The sequence below is a fragment of the Synechococcus sp. SYN20 genome (assembly GCF_014279555.1).
Taxonomy (GTDB): Bacteria; Cyanobacteriota; Cyanobacteriia; order PCC-6307; family Cyanobiaceae; genus Synechococcus_C.
Genome location: NZ_CP047959.1, coordinates 2,442,540 through 2,460,336, shown reverse-complemented (window position 1 = coordinate 2,460,336; position 17,797 = coordinate 2,442,540). Strand labels below are relative to the sequence as shown.

Below are 17,797 nucleotides of genomic sequence, written 5' to 3'. Positions count from 1 at the left end.
GTTGTGGGTGGTGGTGAGTCAGACCGGCGGGAGCGAAATCAGGCATGAACGCACGGGGTTGGTGTTTAGACCCGGCCTGGAGGGTGTCCCGGCCACCCAATCTTCGATTTGCGACATTGACGGCCTGCAGGGGCGCCTCTCCTATCGGGGCTACTCCCTTGATGACCTCGCGGTCCACAGCAGTTTCCTGGAGACCACGTATCTGTTGATCTGGGGGGAACTGCCAACACCTCAGCAATTTCGTGATTTCGAGCACGAAGTGCAGATGCATCGTCGCGTCAGCTTTCGAGTGCGCGACATGATGAAGTGCTTCCCCGCCAACGGGCATCCGATGGATGCTCTTCAGTCGAGCGCGGCGTCATTAGGGCTTTTTTATTCCCGTCGGGCCATTGATGATCCTCAATACATCTATGACGCTGTTGTCAGGCTGATTGCCAAGATTCCAACGATGGTGGCGGCCTTCCAATTGATCCGTAAAGGCCAGGATCCAATCCAGCCGCGTGACGACCTGGCGTACTCCGCCAATTTCTTGTACATGCTTACGGAACAAGAGCCCGACCCTCTTGCCTCTCGAATCTTTGATCGCTGTTTGATCCTTCACGCTGAGCACAGCCTTAATGCCAGCACCTTCAGCGCCAGAGTGACGGCAAGCACGTTGACGGACCCGTATGCCGTCGTGGCATCGGCCGTTGGAACGTTGGCGGGCCCTCTTCATGGAGGTGCCAACGAAGATGTGCTCGCGATGTTGGAGGAGATCGGGACTCCGGAACAGGCCGACTCCTACCTCGAGTCAGCCGTGGCAAATAAGCGCAAAGTGATGGGTTTTGGCCATCGGGAGTACAAAGTCAAAGACCCTCGGGCTGTGATCCTTCAGTCCTTGGCTGAGGAGTTGTTTGCTCGGTTTGGTCACGACGATCTCTACGACGTGGCCCATGCCCTTGAGACGGCTGCCGCCATTCGCCTAGGGCCTAAAGGGATTTATCCCAACGTTGATTTTTATTCAGGCCTTGTTTACCGGAAACTTGGGATTCCAAGAGATCTGTTCACCCCTGTGTTTGCGATTTCCCGTGTGGCTGGTTGGCTGGCCCACTGGAGGGAACAGCTCGGTGCCAATCGAATTTTCCGCCCATCTCAGATTTACACCGGCTCGTCTGCACGTCATTGGGTCCCTGCAGACGAGCGGGTGAATGCCGCGGGCGCTTAAGTTGCATCAATCTGTTCTCCGAACATGGTGACTTCCCTCGCCACCACCGCGCCGGCTCTGGTGAGCCCGGGTCTTGATCTTGAGCAGAGCTTCAGTCAGGCACTGGAGGGGCTTGGGCTCTCGGCCCAGGCTGCACGCATGCTCTGGCTTCCCTTCCCGATGTTGCTGGTCCTTGTGGCCGCCGTTGTTGGGGTTTTGGTCACGGTGTGGCTGGAACGAAAAATTTCTGCGGCCGTGCAACAAAGGGTTGGGCCTGAGTACGCCGGAGCCCTCGGCGTTCTTCAGCCTCTTGCCGATGGCCTCAAATTGCTCGTTAAGGAAGACATCATTCCGGATCGCGCAGACAGCATTCTCTTCACCCTTGGCCCTGTGCTGGTGGTGGTGCCAGTCATTTTGTCCTGGTTGATCGTGCCCTTCGGCCAGAACCTGCTGATCAGTGATGTTGGCGTTGGCATTTTCCTTTGGATCTCGCTCAGCAGCGTTCAGCCCATTGGCCTTTTGATGAGTGGCTACGCCTCAAACAACAAATATTCGTTGTTGGGCGGCCTCCGTGCAGCAGCCCAGTCGATCAGTTACGAGATCCCCCTCGCGTTGGCCGTACTGGCCGTCGTGATGATGAGTAACTCCCTAAGCACCGTCGATATTGTCAATCAACAAACTGGAGCTGGTGTTCTGAGTTGGAACATCTGGCGCCAGCCCGTGGGCTTCTTGATTTTCTGGATCTGTGCGCTCGCTGAATGTGAGCGTTTGCCTTTTGACCTCCCAGAAGCGGAAGAAGAACTCGTTGCTGGCTATCAGACCGAATACTCGGGAATGAAATTTGCCCTCTTCTATCTGGGCAGTTACATCAATCTCGTTCTATCGGCTCTCCTCGTTTCCATCCTTTATCTGGGTGGTTGGGGCTTCCCGATCCCGGTTGAATGGCTTGCTTCGTGGTTAGGTCAGCCCATTGACGCTCCTCTCGTGCAACTGATCACAGGCACTGTGGGCATAGTGATGACTGTCTTGAAGGCCTACCTGCTGGTCTTCATCGCAATCCTTTTGCGTTGGACCACCCCACGGGTCAGGATCGATCAGTTATTGGACCTTGGCTGGAAATTTCTGTTGCCTCTGGCCTTGGTCAACCTCCTGGTCACAGCCGCTCTCAAGCTGGCTTTCCCGGTCGCTTTTGGCGGCTGAACTCGTCACTTCTTCTTTCCCGGCGGCATCATGAAAGCCGGGTTTTGACTCCTCGATCGTTCACTTCCCCGATTCCAAACCATGTTCGGCTTCCTTAAACAGGTTGGTGATTACACCAGGGATGCAGTGGATGCGGCCCGTAATCTCACGCAAGGCCTGTCGGTCACCTTCGATCACATGAAGCGCCGTCCGGTCACGGTGCAGTACCCCTACGAAAAGCTGATTCCTTCAGAGCGGTATCGAGGACGTATTCATTACGAATTCGACAAGTGCATTGCCTGTGAGGTCTGTGTGCGTGTGTGTCCCATCAATCTCCCGGTGGTTGATTGGGTGATGAACAAGGAGACGAAGAAAAAAGAGCTACGCAACTATTCAATTGATTTCGGAGTTTGTATTTTCTGTGGCAATTGTGTGGAGTACTGCCCCACCAATTGCTTGTCGATGACTGAAGAATATGAATTGGCAGCCTTCGATCGCCACAGCCTGAATTACGACAATGTTGCTTTAGGTCGCCTGCCCACCAGTGTGACGACAGATCCATCGGTCCAGCCGTTGCGGGAACTGGTGTATTTGCCTGCTGGAGAAGTTCATCCCCATGGCGTTTCTCCTGATCGTCCACGAGCGGGCAAGCTCCCTGAGCAAATTCTTGAGGAACTCAAGGCAGCTGGATCCATGAAGGTTGCCGAGGATGGGAGAGAATCATCTTCATCAGCTTCCAATGAGGAGGAGAGCGCAGGATGACGATCGCCGCGTCAACGCAGCTCATTAGTTTTTTGGCACTGAGTGCCGTCATCGTGCTGGGAGCTCTCGGTGTTGTGCTCCTAAGCAACATCGTGTATTCAGCCTTCCTCCTTGGTGGTGTGTTTTTGGCTGTGGCAGGTCTCTACCTGCTGTTAAACGCCAGTTTTGTGGCAGCGGCCCAAGTGCTGGTGTACGTGGGTGCAGTCAACGTCTTGATCCTGTTTGCGATCATGCTGGTCAACAAGAAGGAGGATCTAGCTCCGATCCCTGGACTCCTCATACGCCGTCTTCTGTCTGGGGGTGTATGTGTGGGCCTCTTTGCTCTTTTGACCCGTGTGGTTGTCACCACTCCCTGGGCCAAGGGGCCAACGCCGATCGGGGAGGAAGCAACTGTGCGAATTGGTGAGCACTTGTTCACCGATTATTTGCTGCCTTTTGAGTTGGCATCTGTTTTATTGTTGATGGCCATGATTGGAGCGATTGTTCTGGCCCGTCGTGACGTTCAATCGGAGGATCCAGTGACTGGTGAAGAGGTTGATCAGGGCCTGATTGAGAAGGCACGTACCCCTTTGCTTGTCGACCAGCCTCGCGCCTGAATCCTTTCTTCTTTTTTGTGATGCTCTCTGAGCTTCTTGCCGGTTCCGTTCCTCTCCAGGCCTATCTGCTGTTGGCGGCAGTCCTGTTTTGTACAGGGGTCTGGGGTCTGATCAACAGCCGTAATGCTGTCCGCGTGTTGATGAGCATTGAGTTGATGCTCAATGCAGTGAACATCAACCTGATGGCGTTTTCGTCCTATGTGGATGGCCAACTCATTCGTGGCCAAGTTTTCTCGGTGTTTGTGATCACAGTTGCAGCAGCTGAGGCTGCGGTCGGTCTGGCAATCTTGTTATCGCTGTACCGGAACAGAGTCACTGTGGACATGGAGCGCTTCAACCTTTTGCGCTGGTAAAAGCGACACGCTGTTATGCGTCTTCAACGGGTCTGGCTGATATATCGCGCAGATAGCCCACTGGCGTTGAAAGAAGCGCGTCGCTGTGCCGATGAACTCGAGACGATCGGTGTGATTTGCGTCTTGGCGATGAGTGGCCTAACGGCAGACCCTTTCCCAGGGCTGCTGGCCTCTGAGCCTCGGCTACCGGATCTGGCGGTGGTGCTTGGTGGTGATGGAACCGTGCTGGGTGCTGCCCGACACCTCGCTGTTCTTGATGTCCCGATTCTGAGTTTCAACGTGGGAGGCCATCTTGGCTTTCTGACGCATGATCCCGGCTTGCTCAGGAGTGAAGGGCTCTGGCAGCGCGTGCTGGAAGATCGTTTTGCCTTGGAACGGCGCATGATGTTGCAGGCGGTGATCCAGCGCATGGGGGATCTGCATGGTTCGGAGGGGGCCTCTGGCATGGAAGTTGGTCCTTCTGACCATCAGGAGATTCACTGGGCCCTGAATGACCTTTACCTCAAGCCTTATCACGAGGATTTGTCTCCAACCTGCATTCTGGAAATGGAGATCGATGGAGAGGTTGTTGACCAAGTCCGCGGAGATGGCTTGATTTTGGCCTCGCCTACAGGCTCGACGGGTTATGCGATGGCGGCGGGCGGCCCGATCTTGCATCCAGGCATCGATGCAATTGTCGTCAGTCCGATTTGTCCAATGAGTCTGTCGAGTCGTGCTGTTGTATTGCCTCCCCGATCCAGGGTTGTGATCTGGCCTCTTGGTGATGCCAGCCGGCAGGTGAAACTTTGGAAAGATGGGTCTGCTGGAGAGGTTTTTGGTCCAGGTGAATGCTGCGTGATTCAGCAGGCCGCGCATCACGCGCTGATGGTGCAGTTGGAGCAAAGTCCCTCCTATTACCGAACGCTGTCACGCAAACTTCACTGGGCGGGGAGTTTGCTGGATAGTGCTCCCTCCGCAAACTGAGATGGCATTGGAGATTGAACGGCGCTTCCTGGTTGCAAATTCTGGTTGGCGTCTTCTGGCGGGACCCCCGCAAGCGCTACGACAGGGATATTTGTCAGCCTCGCCAGATGGATTCACTGTTCGCATGCGCTTGCGCGCAGATGGCAGGGCATGGCTGACGTTGAAGGCTCCTGCCGCCGGGATTGCTCGCCATGAATTCGAGTACGACATTCCAGAGAGGGATGCGGAGGAGCTTTGGGCACTGACGCCCCATCGCCTGGTTAAAACGCGCTACTCCCTTCAACAGGAAGGCGGCGACTGGGTCGTTGATTGCTTTGAAGGAAGTAATTCACCCTTAATCCTGGCTGAGGTTGAGCTCGAGACCTCCGATAGCCCCTTGACCATCCCCGACTGGTGTGGCGTTGAAATTACAGGGGATCAGCGCTGGAGCAATGCAGCGCTCGCCTATCAACCGCTTTCAAGGTGGCCTCAGGATTGGATTGACCAATATCGGCTCCAAACCTAAAAATTCTTTCGATTTCCTTTAGGTTTGGAGCATGGCTCGCGAGGGAGACGGCATGCTTGGTCTTTACGACTCTGATGGCATCCTGCGTTTCACAGGCTTAGATCGAGAAGCCTGTCTCGCTTACGCCAGCTTGTTTGGCCTTTCTTTGGCGAGCTGCTCGCTTACAGACATCCCAATCCCTGAACCTCTTCCGGTTAGGTCTCGTCGGAGGCATCAGAGGGAAGGACACAGCAATTAAAGCCGTCTCGACAAATTTTCCCGTGATCCATAGCCCAGTTCAACAGGGCCACTCGATTCTTTGAGCCGGTTTTCGTGAACACGTTGCTGACGTGGTTGTCGACCGTGCGCTTGCTGATCGTTAGTCGTTCAGCGATCTCTTGATTGGTCAGCCCTTCGGCCACCAGTTCGATGATCTCGATTTCGCGGCTGGAGAGGGAAACAGTCATTGAACAGGGCTCCTAGCCGATGGCCATTCTTCTTGGACCATGGTTTGCATCTTAAGCAGGTATGGAGAACCTGATCTTCCATAGTGTTCTGTAGTAGCGATCGTTCATTTGAGTTCAGCGCTGCAAAGCAGCCTCGAGGCTGGGACCGTCACCATTACGGCTGAAGTGATGCCTCCACGGGGTGGAGACCCATCCCATGCTCTCGAGATGGCAAGGGGCTTAAAAGGTCATGTCCATGCCGTCAATGTCACGGATGGCAGTCGAGCGGTCATGCGGATGAGCAGTCTTGCGCTGGCTCGCCTCCTGTTGGACGAGGGCATTGAGCCTGTACTGCAGATGGCCTGTCGCGATCGCAATCGCATTGCGATTCAAGCTGATCTCTTGGGTGCCCATGCTTTGGGGATTCGCAATCTTCTTTGCCTCACAGGTGACCCTGTTCGTGCTGGTGATCAGTCCAAAGCACGTCCTGTGAATGAACTGGAATCCGTGCGATTGCTACAGCAGGTCACGGCCTTCAATCGGGGCGATGATCCGGTTAAGGGTCAGCTTGCCGATGGCCCGACCAACATCTTCGCTGGAGCGGCTGCTGATCCCCAGTGTGCGAGCTGGTCGGGCTTGGTACGACGTATGCAGCGAAAAAAAGCTGCAGGAGCACGTTTTATTCAGACGCAGATGGTGATGGATGCTGCGGTTTTGGAGCGGTTTTGCCGTGAGATAGCCGAACCCATGCAGCTTCCAGTCCTCGCTGGTGTGTTCTTGCTGAAGTCGGCGCGCAATGCAAGTTTTATCAATCGGATGGTTCCTGGTGCTTGCATTCCCGAGAACCTGATCGCCCGATTGGAGGCCGCGGCAGACCCTGCGGCAGAGGGAATACAAATTGCCGCTGAGCAGGTTCAGCAATACCTAGGAGTGGCTCAAGGCGTTCATTTAATGGCCATCAAGGCAGAGGAACGCATCCCAGCGATTTTGAAACAAGCTGGCGTCAGCTTGCCTGGGTGAGATCGGTCCCTAGCAGTTCTGCCATGGCTTTCTGTTGAGGAGAAGGCTCCACCAAGTCCTGGCGACGTGCATCCGTGATCAACCAATCAAGTGCCGCTTCTTGGAGATCAATGTGATCACCTTCTTTGTCAACGCAATAGCGGCCAAACACAAGTTTCTCGACTAATTGCACGCCTGCCCCGATCCTGGAGTAATCAAAAATGATCGAGTTGTCGATGGTTGCGCCTTCGCAGATATAGCAACTTGGTCCAATCATCGTGGGACCGATCAATGAGGCACCATCCTCAATTTTGGTCATTCCGCCCACGTAGATCGGGCCTTCAACGTTGATTTTGTCCCAGTTGGCCGCCACGTTTAGGCCCGTAAAGACCCCAGGCTTGACCTCTTTCCCAGGGACGCCAACTTGGCGAACCTCTCCTTGGAGAACGCTGCGAATGGCTTGCCAGTAATCAGGCACTTTGCCAATGTCGACCCATTCGAAATCCATGGGCAGCGCATAAAAAGGAGCTCCCTGCTTCACCAAAGCGGGGAAGAGATCAGCTCCGATGTCGAAGGATGTCCCGGAGGGGATGTGCTCAAAAATCTCAGGTTCAAAGAGATAGATGCCGGTGTTAATCGTGTCGCTTAAAGCTTCCTCAACACTGGGCTTCTCTTGGAAGGCTTGGATTTTGCCGTCGTCATCACTCACCACCACCCCGTAGCTGCTCACCTGATCCTTGGGGACTGTTTTGGTAACAAGGCTGGCGAGAGCCCCTTTGGCACGATGACGCTTAACGGCCTCGGTGAGGTCGAGGTCGATCAGAGCGTCGCCACATAACACCACAAAGGTGTCGTCAAAAAAGGTCTGAAAATCTTGGATTTTTTTGAGGCCTCCCGCAGACCCCAGGGCGTCTCCGATCAGTTCGCCATCTTGAATACTGCCTTCGAAGCTGTATGCGATTTCAACCCCGAAGCGCTGGCCATCGCGGAAATAATTCTCTATTTCCTCGGCCAAGTGAGACACGTTGACCATGACCTCAGTGAAACCATGCTCTTTGAGAAGCTCCAGCAGGAACTCCATCACCGGTTTCTGCAGGATCGGAATCATCGGTTTCGGGATCACATGCGTGATCGGCTGTACCCGGGTTCCCTTGCCTGCGGCCAGGATCATGGCCTTCATTGACGTACCAAGCTTGAAAACGTGTTCCTCAACATACGAGGGTGATTAAGCGGCAATCGCGGGCAAGGTCGGCGTGATATCTGGCACTTCCAGACTTTTGATCGGCAACTGAGTGATTTCACCGGCAACGAGCAGACGTTTTAAACGAATGGGTGCATGCAGCGAGCCCACTTGCTCTAGTTCCACCTGACTCTGAGAGGACAGAAACAACAGGGCCCAAAACACCCCGACGCGATCGGTGTCCAGGTCAGGTCCAGCCGCCTCTGCCCAGCGGCTGACGAGAAACTCGAAATCAATCCAGTGCAAGGCCTGCTCCCATCCTTTCAAGAAAATTCCTAAGGCTGCGGTGGTTTCAGGGAGTTTTTCTCGGTGAGCCAACGCCGCTACTTGGGCGATCGCCTCGCGATTGCTGAAGCGCTTTTGCCGCTGCCGCCGGCGCATGTCTAGTTCGTCTGTCTCTAATTGCTCGGCAATGGTCTCCAACTGTTCGATCAGTTCCCCAAGCGTGACGGGCCGCCTTAGGGGAGGTGGAGCAACAGGGCGCCTTAGAAGGTGGCGTTCAGGGTGTCTGGGCAAATTGAAGCGGGGATCCAGCCAACCCTGCTCCATCAAGTCAGCGTCGAAGGCTTCTTCCAGCATTGGTTCTGGAGGGAGAGTGCTGGCTTCAAGCACTTCTGCTTTAAGCCCCACCAACACGGAAGCAGCGAGAAAGGCTTCGCTGCTTTCTGCTAGATCACGCTCGTAGCTTCCTCCCTGTTGGCCCAGCTGAACGGCAACGCGCCTGGGAACTTCGATGCGTTGTCTGAGTTGATCTAAGAATCCGTCTACGACTGCAATGACGTCAACATCCCATGGATCGAGAGTGCCGCTTTGGGCGGCATCCTGAAGAAGACGGATCGCAAGACGGGCGCCGGCATCAGCTTTCGAGGTCAGACCGGCATAAGACAAAGACAATCTCAATCTGAGCGAAGGGTATCGGCCCAATCCCGGGGACGCCAGTCCCCACAGGAGATTCGCTTCTTTCGCTCCGTCAAGCCTTTCTTTTTTAGGAATTGGTATCGATGTCGACGGTGGGATTCGCGCTTGTGGTTGAGGCCGAGTCACTGTTGCCTGATGGCAGCAGTCCTAACTGGGTCTGCACTGTTGAGCGGTAGCGATCGAGGTCGGTTTCCAGCTCTTGAATGCGAACCTGCTGGGCTTCGAGGTCAGTGGCTTTGCCTAAGCGTTCGACCGTGTTGAGCATTCCGCTCCAGCTTGCAAAAAGCCAGGCTGCAACTGCACCGATACCCGCTGATAGGAGTAGTAGAGCGGCCAGAGGCAAGGTGTAGTGCATCCACGGCAAAACGTTGACCGTGGTGGGGTTGGTGTTTTCCAACGTGAAAAACACCGTGCCGAGTCCGAAGATGAAAATCAGACTGAAATTGATCTGACGCATGGCGAACAGAGTGTGCGACAAGCGTCTGAAAATTAAGGAGCGATTCAGGCTCTGAATCGCATTCGCAGAGAAAGGACGAAGATCTTTACGAGATGGGCTGGGTGGCCTCTGTCAGTTTTGGTGCTGAGAACAGCGCTGGCACAAGGGAAGTGCTGCGGATTAAAGGTGCTGTTGGTCGTTTGATCCTTTCCATCGCATCGACGTCCCGCTTCACAAGAGCTGAGATTGTATTGCTGTAGCTGTCAGTCATCAGTTTTGGATAGAGCCCGATCCCAATGATTGGAACGAGCAGGCAACCAATGATGTAGACCTCCCTGGGCTCAGCATCCACAAGATTGGAGTGAGACACCAGTTCGCTGTTTTCTTTCCCGAAAAAGATCTCTCTCAACATCGACAGCAGGTAGATCGGAGTCAGGATCACCCCGATGGCAGCTAACCCATCAATCACGATGCGGAAGCTGAGGGTGTAAGCCTCATCGGTGGCAAAGCCTGTGAACACCATCAGCTCGCTGACGAATCCGCTCATGCCAGGCAGGGCGAGGGAGGCGAGGCAGCAAACAGTCCAGAGGGCAAACATGATGCGCATTTTTTGGCCAATGCCACCCATTTCATCCAGCTGGAGGGTGTGGGTACGGTCGTAGGTGGCACCCACAAGAAAGAACAGACTGGCTCCGATCAGTCCATGACTGATCATCTGAAGCATGGCGCCACTCGTCCCTAACTCGCTGAAGCTGCCAATGCCAATCAGCACGAAGCCCATATGGCTGATGGAGCTGTAAGCGATCTTGCGTTTGAGGTTGCGTTGCGCGAAAGATGTGAGCGCTGCGTAAATGATGTTTACGACTCCCAGCACCACCAGAAGGGGTGCGAATTGGGCATGTGCTCCGGGCAGGATTTCGGCGTTAAAGCGCATCAAGGCATAGCCACCCATTTTGAGCAAAATGCCTGCCAGCAACATGTGTACAGGTGCGGTGGCCTCCCCATGGGCATCAGGAAGCCAGGTGTGGAGGGGAACAATCGGTAATTTCACCCCGAATGCAATCAACAACCCCGCGTAACAGAGCAGCTCAAATCCAGTGCTGAATCCCTTTTGGGCTAGAACGCTGTATTCAAAATTGGGCACTCCACCTCCAAAAAAGCCCATGGCCAAGGCCGCCAAGAGGATGAACAGTGAGCTGCCAGCTGTGTAAAGAATGAACTTTGTCGCCGCGTATTGACGTTTCTTTCCGCCCCAGATGGCCAACAAGAGATAAACCGGAAGCAGCTCTAGTTCCCAGGCGAGGAAGAAAAGCAGCATGTCTTGGACAGCGAAGACGGCAATTTGGCCGCCATCCATCGCCAGGATCAAGAAGAAGAACAGCTTGGGTTTAAAGGTCACAGGCCAGGCGGCCAGAACCGCCAAGGCCGTGATGAAGCTTGTGAGCAGGATAAGCGGCATCGAGAGGCCATCAGCCCCGACAGCCCATGTGAGCCCAAGATTGGGCAGCCAGCTCACCCGTTCCGACAGTTGGAGTCCGCTGTAACTGGGGTCGTATCCCGTGAGATAGGCCGCAGCAGTGATGAGGAAGGTGGTGAGGGCGATACCGAGCGCAAACCAGCGCACTTGTTTGCCATCACCTTCGTCTGGCACGAATGGAACGATGAAGGCCCCAACGATGGGGAACAGGATCGAAAGGCTCAACCAGGGGAACGTGGCCGGAACGATACCGCTTGAGATGTCGAATGCCGGATCAAAGGGTGCACTAACGGCAAATTCGAGCACGGGACAGGTCTTTCACCACTGTTCGGAGTGTAGAAATCTTGGGCGAACGCGCATCCACTCGATAGGCGTTGACACACATAACCCTCATGCCTGAAGGCTCGGAATTCGAAGATCGCTCAGCCCAGGGCCCCGAAGAGGACCACCAAGGCAATCACTCCACCAAACACGATCAGGGCATAGAACTGGGCTCTGCCGGTCTCGAAGTATTTGAGACCTTCGCCACTACCAAGGGTGAGCAGACCGGTGAGATTCACCACCCCATCCACAACCTTTGCATCCACTTCCAGGACTTCACGGGCCAACTTGCGGCTGCTGCGAACGAACAATTTCTCGTTGATGGCATCTAGGTACCACTTGTTTGCCAAGAAGGCGTTGATGGTTGGAAAGCGAGCGGCAACCAGTTCGCCAAGGTCGATGCGGCGCAGTGCATAGGCGAGGACGGCCACTGTTAGGCCGGTTACTGAAATGGCGACGGAGGCGCCTGCGAGCGGAAGGAATTCTCCCCAGCTGAAATGTTCGGCCATTTCCGCTGCCTCTTCGGGATTCAGCAGCCCAGCAAAGCGACTGTTCCAGGGTGTTCCAAGCAAGCCGATCAGGGCTGAGGGAACCGCGAGAACAGCGAGCGGAAGGGTCATCGACCACGGCGACTCATGGACACTTCCGGCGGCATGGTGATCATGACCCTCTTCGACGTTCTTGCCGGCGGCAGCCATGAGCTCTTGTTGCAGAGCTGAATCATTGCCTCGGAACTCACCTTCAAAGGTGAGGAAGTAAAGGCGGAACATATAAAAGGCGGTCATACCCGCAGTGGCAAAGCCAACTGCCCAGAGCAGCGGGAAACTGTTGAAGGCCTGGCCAAGGATCTCGTCCTTGCTCCAGAAGCCAGCTAGGGGTGGGATGCCACTAATGGCAACACAACCAATTAAGAAGGTGATGGCCGTAATCGGCATCTTTTTGCGAAGTCCGCCCATCAGTCGCATGTCTTGGGCGAGGACAGGTTCGTGACCCACCACATCCTCCATGGCGTGGATCACAGATCCAGAGCCAAGGAACAACATCGCTTTGAAAAAGGCATGGGTCACCAGGTGGAACATGCCAGCAACGGGAGCGCCGCAACCCATGGCCAGCATCATGTAGCCCAACTGCGACACAGTGCTGTAAGCGAGCCCCTTTTTGAGATCCATTTGGGTCAGAGCAATGGAGGCGCCTAAGAAGCAAGTGATCGTTCCAATCACGGCGATGAACGTGCCCACAGCCGGGAACTGGCTGTACAGAGGTTCCAGCCTTGCAACAAGGAAAACGCCTGCAGCGACCATGGTGGCCGCGTGGATCAAAGCAGAGATCGGCGTGGGACCTTCCATGGCATCAGGCAGCCAAACATGGAGAGGAAATTGGGCTGACTTGGCCATTGGCCCCATAAACACGAACAGGCAGAGAGCGAGCGCTGCCCATCCAGGCACCACTCCACTGCTAACCGCTGCTGATAATCCATCGGCAATACCTTGGAATCCAAAGCTTCCGGTGGCCCAATAGAGCCCAAGAATGCCGAGCAGAAGTCCGAAATCGCCAACGCGATTCACGACAAACGCTTTCTGGGCTGCATGAGCGGCGCCTTCGCGGTCGTACCAGAAGCCAACCAAGAGGTAGGACGCCATCCCCACCAGCTCCCAGAACACATAGATCTCCAGAAGATTGGGGCTCACCACGAGCCCCAACATGGAGCTGCTGAAGATGGCTAGATAGGTGAAGAAGCGCACATAGCCCTTGTCGTGGGCCATGTAGCCGTGGGAATAAATCATCACCAGCAGCGCCACCGTTGTCACCAAGGCGAGCATCACAGCTGCAAGAGGGTCGACGACGTACCCCATCGGAAGGCTGAAGTCTCCAGCACTCGCCCAAATGAACAAATGCTCGACGGGGGGTGCTCCACCCAATTGCTCGAACAGAACGGCATAGCTAATGACCGCTGCAGCTCCAATGCAGCTGATCAGCAGCAAGGCAACGGGTTTTTTAAGCCGGTTGATGGTGCGATTGAAGCTAATCAGACCAAGCCCTGTGATCAATGCCCCAACGAGAGGGAGCACTGGGATCAGCCAGGCAAAATCGGCAGCCGAAGGCATCCGAATGAAGCAGAGTGTTTTGAGTGTAGGCAGTTCAGCTCAAAAGCCCTTCGAGTCGTGAGTGAAGGAACGCGATGCTTCCTAAGGAGATAAAGCGATGAGCCCACCAAAAAACTCCCACGGCGATCGCGATGCCGAGTTGAGCAGGCCGCAGAAACTCACTCCAAACCAGGGTCTGGCGTCCATCTAGAACAGCTGCAAAAGGCAGCACTGAGGTGCTTTGTTTCAGCTTTAAGAAGTCATCACCAAATCGAGCCTGTAGGCGTCGGTCTCCATGCCACACCGCAAAAAGGTGATGTCCGATCAGGCCTATGCAGGTCACGACCATGAAGCTGCTTCCGATCCAAAGGGCATGGCTAAAGCACCAGAGAACCTGACCAACGGCCTGAGGGTGTCGGCTAATCCGGATGATCCCGGTGGCATAGAGACGCACTTGCGGCTTCAGGACAGCGGGAATCTCAAGCAGGTTGTAAGTGGCTGGATACAGGAACAGAAAACTGATGGCTGTTAGCACCCAGATCACGGGTACCAAGCCAGGTACACCTTGAAGATTCCAGAGCCTGATGCCGTCATACCGATGGGCAAGGAAATAGCCGATCACGACAATCGCTGAGGGAATGCTCAAGGCGGCGAACAGTACGCGCCAGGCTCGGGCCCCGATTTTGGCTTCAGCGCGAGTGCGAAGGGCAGCCCCTCCGCTGTGAATGACAGCGAAAACCAAGAGCAGCAACAGCATCACCAAGCTGGAGTGATGCATTCCGCCGCTTAGGAGCTCATCCAAAGAGTTGCTGCATGAAAAGTAATTCTGAAGGGCGGCGGGTTCCTCCCCTCTAAAGTTTTGGAGCTATCCCTGCCGGGTCGGCTGTCGCTTATGGCCGATCTGCCTTTCACACTGGATCAGCTGCGTATCCTTCGCGCCATCGTCAGCGAAGGCAGCTTCAAAAAAGCTGCCGACAGCCTTTACGTCACGCAGCCAGCGGTCAGTTTGCAGATCCAGAACCTGGAGAAGCAACTTGAGGTGTCCTTGTTTGATCGCGGCGGTCGCAAGGCTCAGCTCACTGAAGCAGGTCACTTGCTTCTGAGTTACTGCGATCGAATTCTGAGTCAATGCCATGAGGCGTGTCGTGCTCTGGATGACTTGCACAACTTGAAGGGAGGGTCCCTCGTGGTGGGTGCGAGCCAAACCACGGGGACTTACTTGATGCCTCGAATGATTGGTCTGTTTCGGCAAAAATTTCCAGATGTGGCAGTTCAGCTGCATGTTCACAGCACAAGACGAACGGGCTGGAGCGTGGCGAATGGTCAGATCGATTTAGCGATCATCGGCGGTGAATTACCTGCTGAGTTGAATGAGTTGCTTCAGGTGGTTCCTTACGCAAGTGATGAATTGGCACTTGTGCTTCCTGTGAAGCATCCCCTGGCTCGCTTGCCAGAACTCAGCAAGGAAGATCTGTATCGATTGGGTTTTGTTTGTTTAGATGCTCAGTCCACCACTCGGAAAATGGTGGACCAGCTCCTGGCTCGTTCTGGTTTGGATGTGCAGAGGTTGAGGATTGAGATGGAGCTCAATTCCCTTGAGGCCATCAAAAATGCTGTGCAATCGGGTTTGGGAGCTGCTTTCCTTCCTGTGGTTTCGATTGAGCGAGAGCTCACAGCAGGCAGTTTGCACAAGCCATCAGTGGTGGGCTTGCAGGTGCGGCGGCAATTAAGGCTGATTACCCATCCCGCTCGCTACTGCTCTCGGGCTGCAGAAGCATTTCGGTGCGACGTTTTGCCGGTATTTGCCAGCGCCGATAGTCCTTTGCGTCAGCCAAGGACTGCGGCCATAGGGACAGAGCCCATGGTCGCAGAGCTCGACTCTCCCTAAAACTGATCAGCTTCCGGCGTGATTCCAACGGTGTCGTCGGCGATCCCTTTGGTCAGAAATTTGTTCTGTGTGATGTCGGTTTGATAAACACAACGAACGACGGGTTTGTCCCTCACGGATCCGATGTAAGCGAAGGTGTTCATCCTCTGTTTGCACTGCCTTTCCTGAGCAGCAGTGACAGCACCCTCTTTGCGTAAAACAGACCAGTTTTCTCGGCGAATCACGCAGCCAGGCTGGAGGGTGGGCTGTGTAACAAAGCTGCTGGATGGGTTGAGTGTGGTGTACATCTCTATGTCCATCACAAAAGCACTCGCTCCCCACTGTCTGCAAAACTCCGGATCAGGCACCGCCATATCCAGCTGTTGGCTGCTGGCGATGTTGCCTTGATCGCCCCCTGTGGTGCTCGTGACGGCACTGCCAATGCCGATCCCCACCACCAACACTCCGGCGAGGACAGCAATCCTGGTGGTGTTGAAACGACCTCCTCCATCACCACCATTGTTGTTGCCCTGTGGAGGGGGGCTGTACCGAGCTCCTCTGCGCTCATCAGGCCGACGTGGATTTCCGCCCCGTGGACGGTCGTAGGGGGAGCGGCTCACAGCAGTTCAGGTGTGCGGGGCAGGCCCATGGAGTAATTCAGAACCCGGCAATCAGGGTTGTAGCTCAGCTGGCCTGCCTGAAGGAGCTGGCGAATCGTTCCTTCTAATTCAGAGCCGATCCGTCGGAGGTTGTAATCGTTCAGAGGCTGGCCGGCATGGGCGTCAACTAACTCACGGAAGCGTTGTTGAACGGTTTGAACGCAGCTGTCGTTCCATAGGAATTCATTGTCTGGATCCAGGTCGAGAGTGAGCTGATTGGGGTCTGGTATAAGCCGCCCGTCATTCACGCGAGCTGTGAACAGGCGCACGTGGCGAGTGGTGCTCTTCAGCAGGGTGTCGGCCATGGGGGCTTGTATTGCGTAAGGACACCGCGCTTGCGGTTGGTGACGACTTTAGGAAGCGAACGGGGTCGTGATCCTTTTAAGGTTGGCTTCAAATTCTGGTTTGAAGCATGCGTATCGCCATTGCAGGAGCAGGTCTGGCTGGTCTCTCCTGCGCGAAATATCTGGCGGACGCGGGTCATATCCCCATCCTCATGGAAGCCAGGGACGTTCTTGGCGGCAAGGTTGCGGCTTGGAGAGATGAAGACGGCGATTGGTACGAAACGGGCTTGCATATTTTTTTCGGTGCTTACCCGAACATGCTGCAGTTGTTCAAAGAGCTCAATATTGAAGACAGGCTCCAATGGAAGAGCCATTCGATGATCTTCAATCAGCCAGAGGAGCCTGGTACTTACAGTCGCTTTGATTTCCCAGACTTGCCGGCTCCGATTAATGGTGTCGCGGCAATTCTCGGTAATAACGACATGTTGTCCTGGCCTGAAAAGATCAGTTTTGGCCTCGGCTTGGTGCCAGCGATGCTCAGAGGGCAGGGTTATGTGGAGGAGTGCGATAAATATTCTTGGACCGAGTGGCTCAAGCTGCACAACATTCCAGAACGCGTGAATGACGAAGTCTTCATTGCGATGAGTAAGGCGTTGAACTTTATTGATCCTGATGAAATTTCGTCAACGGTGTTGCTAACTGCTTTAAATCGGTTTCTTCAGGAAAAAAATGGTTCTCGGATGGCCTTTCTCGATGGAGCACCACCAGAGCGTCTATGCGATCCGATCGTCGAGCATGTGCAATCGCTCGGTGGTGAAGTGCACCTGGATAGTCCCTTGAGAGAGATCAAGCTCAACCCTGATGGAAGCGTTGCTGCTTTTCATATTGGAGGAGTAAAGGGCAAGGAAAGTTTTGATCTCGTTGCTGATGCTTACGTGAGTGCTCTTCCAGTGGATCCCTTCAAGCTCTTAATTCCAAAGCCATGGCAGCAAATGGATGTATTTCGCAAATTGGATGGTCTCCGCGGCGTGCCGGTGATCAACATTCATCTCTGGTTTGACCGCAAGCTTACTGATATTGATCATTTGCTGTTCAGTCGTTCGCCCCTGCTCAGCGTTTATGCCGATATGAGCATTGCTTGTAAGGAGTACGAAGATCCTGATCGATCAATGCTTGAGCTTGTGTTCGCTCCTGCGAAGGATTGGATTGGTCGTAGTGATGAAGACATCATTGAAGCCACTATGGGAGAGCTCCAGAAGTTATTCCCGATGCATTTTGGGACTGATAACCCTGCAAAACTCCGCAAGTCTAAAGTTGTAAAAACTCCTTTATCGGTGTACAAAACGACGCCTGGTTGTCAGCAGCTGCGACCTGATCAAAAAACCCCAATTAAAAACTTTTTCTTGGCAGGTGATTACACGATGCAGCGTTATTTGGCCTCCATGGAAGGCGCTGTGTTGAGTGGCAAACTATGTGCTGAGGCTGTGGACCGCAAGCATGACCAATTGTCATCATCATCTGTCAGCGAGCCGGTCACGGCCTGAGT

Annotated in this window: 19 protein-coding genes; 10 read left to right on the top strand and 9 right to left on the bottom strand. The window is 54.5% G+C overall.

What is annotated here, in order from left to right; all coding sequences use genetic code 11:
• Positions 1 to 13 precede the first annotated feature (13 nt).
• The 7 genes from SynSYN20_RS13040 (at position 14) to SynSYN20_RS13010 (ending at position 5,541) form a co-directional block, all read left to right on the top strand.
• The gene (locus tag SynSYN20_RS13040) at positions 14 to 1,204 is read left to right on the top strand and encodes a citrate synthase (RefSeq protein ID WP_370586736.1); all 1,191 of its coding nucleotides are present in this window, start codon (positions 14 to 16) and stop codon (positions 1,202 to 1,204) included.
• Positions 1,205 to 1,264: 60 nt separating this feature from the next.
• Positions 1,265 to 2,383: an NADH-quinone oxidoreductase subunit NuoH gene (gene nuoH, locus SynSYN20_RS13035; RefSeq protein ID WP_011620517.1), complete on the top strand. Its 1,119-nt coding sequence runs from the start codon at positions 1,265 to 1,267 to the stop codon at positions 2,381 to 2,383.
• A gap of 81 nt (positions 2,384 to 2,464) precedes the next feature.
• Positions 2,465 to 3,124 (top strand): NAD(P)H-quinone oxidoreductase subunit I, encoded by a 660-nt coding sequence (gene ndhI / locus SynSYN20_RS13030; protein WP_186524009.1) that lies wholly within the window; start codon positions 2,465 to 2,467, stop codon positions 3,122 to 3,124.
• Positions 3,121 to 3,720, top strand: a complete 600-nt coding sequence (locus tag SynSYN20_RS13025; RefSeq protein WP_186524008.1) for an NADH-quinone oxidoreductase subunit J — start codon at positions 3,121 to 3,123, stop codon at positions 3,718 to 3,720. The genes ndhI and SynSYN20_RS13025 overlap by 4 nt, the downstream gene beginning before the upstream one ends.
• Positions 3,721 to 3,740: 20 nt before the next feature.
• A complete protein-coding gene (gene nuoK / locus SynSYN20_RS13020) occupies positions 3,741 to 4,073 on the top strand; it encodes an NADH-quinone oxidoreductase subunit NuoK (protein ID WP_048347370.1) in 333 nt (110 codons plus the stop codon).
• A gap of 15 nt (positions 4,074 to 4,088) precedes the next feature.
• Complete coding sequence (locus SynSYN20_RS13015) at positions 4,089 to 5,036, top strand: NAD(+) kinase (RefSeq protein ID WP_186524007.1); 948 nt, start codon at positions 4,089 to 4,091, stop codon at positions 5,034 to 5,036.
• A gap of 1 nt (position 5,037) precedes the next feature.
• Entirely contained in the window at positions 5,038 to 5,541 is a 504-nt protein-coding gene (locus SynSYN20_RS13010) for a CYTH domain-containing protein (protein WP_186524006.1), read from the top strand.
• 194 nt (positions 5,542 to 5,735) lie between these two features.
• Here the strand turns inward: SynSYN20_RS13010 and SynSYN20_RS13005 are convergent, their stop codons facing one another.
• The gene (locus SynSYN20_RS13005) at positions 5,736 to 5,987 is read right to left on the bottom strand and encodes a helix-turn-helix transcriptional regulator (RefSeq protein WP_186524005.1); all 252 of its coding nucleotides are present in this window, start codon (positions 5,985 to 5,987) and stop codon (positions 5,736 to 5,738) included.
• A gap of 108 nt (positions 5,988 to 6,095) precedes the next feature.
• Here SynSYN20_RS13005 and SynSYN20_RS13000 point away from each other — a divergent pair, with 108 nt between their 5' ends.
• Positions 6,096 to 6,986 (top strand): methylenetetrahydrofolate reductase, encoded by an 891-nt coding sequence (locus tag SynSYN20_RS13000; protein ID WP_186524004.1) that lies wholly within the window; start codon positions 6,096 to 6,098, stop codon positions 6,984 to 6,986.
• On the opposite strand, the gene SynSYN20_RS12995 is transcribed toward SynSYN20_RS13000, so the two are convergent.
• The 6 genes from SynSYN20_RS12995 to SynSYN20_RS12970 all read right to left on the bottom strand — a co-directional run bounded on the left by SynSYN20_RS12995 (position 6,970) and on the right by SynSYN20_RS12970 (position 14,219).
• The gene (locus SynSYN20_RS12995; RefSeq protein ID WP_186524003.1) at positions 6,970 to 8,145 is read right to left on the bottom strand and encodes an NDP-sugar synthase; all 1,176 of its coding nucleotides are present in this window, start codon (positions 8,143 to 8,145) and stop codon (positions 6,970 to 6,972) included. The genes SynSYN20_RS13000 and SynSYN20_RS12995 overlap by 17 nt on opposite strands.
• Before the next feature lie 45 nt (positions 8,146 to 8,190).
• Entirely contained in the window at positions 8,191 to 9,093 is a 903-nt protein-coding gene (locus SynSYN20_RS12990; protein ID WP_186525652.1) for a segregation/condensation protein A, read from the bottom strand.
• 97 nt (positions 9,094 to 9,190) lie between these two features.
• Complete coding sequence (locus tag SynSYN20_RS12985; protein ID WP_186524002.1) at positions 9,191 to 9,580, bottom strand: lipopolysaccharide assembly protein LapA domain-containing protein; 390 nt, start codon at positions 9,578 to 9,580, stop codon at positions 9,191 to 9,193.
• 85 nt (positions 9,581 to 9,665) lie between these two features.
• Entirely contained in the window at positions 9,666 to 11,342 is a 1,677-nt protein-coding gene (locus tag SynSYN20_RS12980) for an NAD(P)H-quinone oxidoreductase subunit 4 (protein WP_186524001.1), read from the bottom strand.
• Between the two features lie 116 nt (positions 11,343 to 11,458).
• Positions 11,459 to 13,462 (bottom strand): NAD(P)H-quinone oxidoreductase subunit 5, encoded by a 2,004-nt coding sequence (locus tag SynSYN20_RS12975; protein WP_186524000.1) that lies wholly within the window; start codon positions 13,460 to 13,462, stop codon positions 11,459 to 11,461.
• A 34-nt stretch (positions 13,463 to 13,496) separates the two neighbouring features.
• Positions 13,497 to 14,219, bottom strand: coding sequence for an NnrU family protein (locus SynSYN20_RS12970; protein ID WP_186525651.1), 723 nt, complete (start codon positions 14,217 to 14,219; stop codon positions 13,497 to 13,499).
• A 114-nt stretch (positions 14,220 to 14,333) separates the two neighbouring features.
• Here SynSYN20_RS12970 and SynSYN20_RS12965 point away from each other — a divergent pair, with 114 nt between their 5' ends.
• A complete protein-coding gene (locus SynSYN20_RS12965) occupies positions 14,334 to 15,329 on the top strand; it encodes a LysR family transcriptional regulator (protein WP_186523999.1) in 996 nt (331 codons plus the stop codon).
• Here SynSYN20_RS12965 and SynSYN20_RS12960 read toward each other — a convergent pair.
• Both SynSYN20_RS12960 and SynSYN20_RS12955 read right to left on the bottom strand, forming a co-directional pair.
• Complete coding sequence (locus tag SynSYN20_RS12960; protein ID WP_186523998.1) at positions 15,326 to 15,928, bottom strand: DUF3172 domain-containing protein; 603 nt, start codon at positions 15,926 to 15,928, stop codon at positions 15,326 to 15,328. The genes SynSYN20_RS12965 and SynSYN20_RS12960 overlap by 4 nt on opposite strands.
• Positions 15,925 to 16,272 carry an NAD(P)H-quinone oxidoreductase subunit M gene (locus SynSYN20_RS12955; protein WP_186523997.1) on the bottom strand — a complete coding sequence of 116 codons (348 nt, stop codon included), beginning with the start codon at positions 16,270 to 16,272 and terminating at the stop codon, positions 15,925 to 15,927. The genes SynSYN20_RS12960 and SynSYN20_RS12955 overlap by 4 nt, the downstream gene beginning before the upstream one ends.
• 107 nt (positions 16,273 to 16,379) lie before the next feature.
• On the opposite strand from SynSYN20_RS12955, the gene pds reads away from it, so the two are divergent.
• The gene (gene pds, locus SynSYN20_RS12950; RefSeq protein ID WP_186523996.1) at positions 16,380 to 17,795 is read left to right on the top strand and encodes a 15-cis-phytoene desaturase; all 1,416 of its coding nucleotides are present in this window, start codon (positions 16,380 to 16,382) and stop codon (positions 17,793 to 17,795) included.
• Positions 17,796 to 17,797 lie beyond the last annotated feature (2 nt).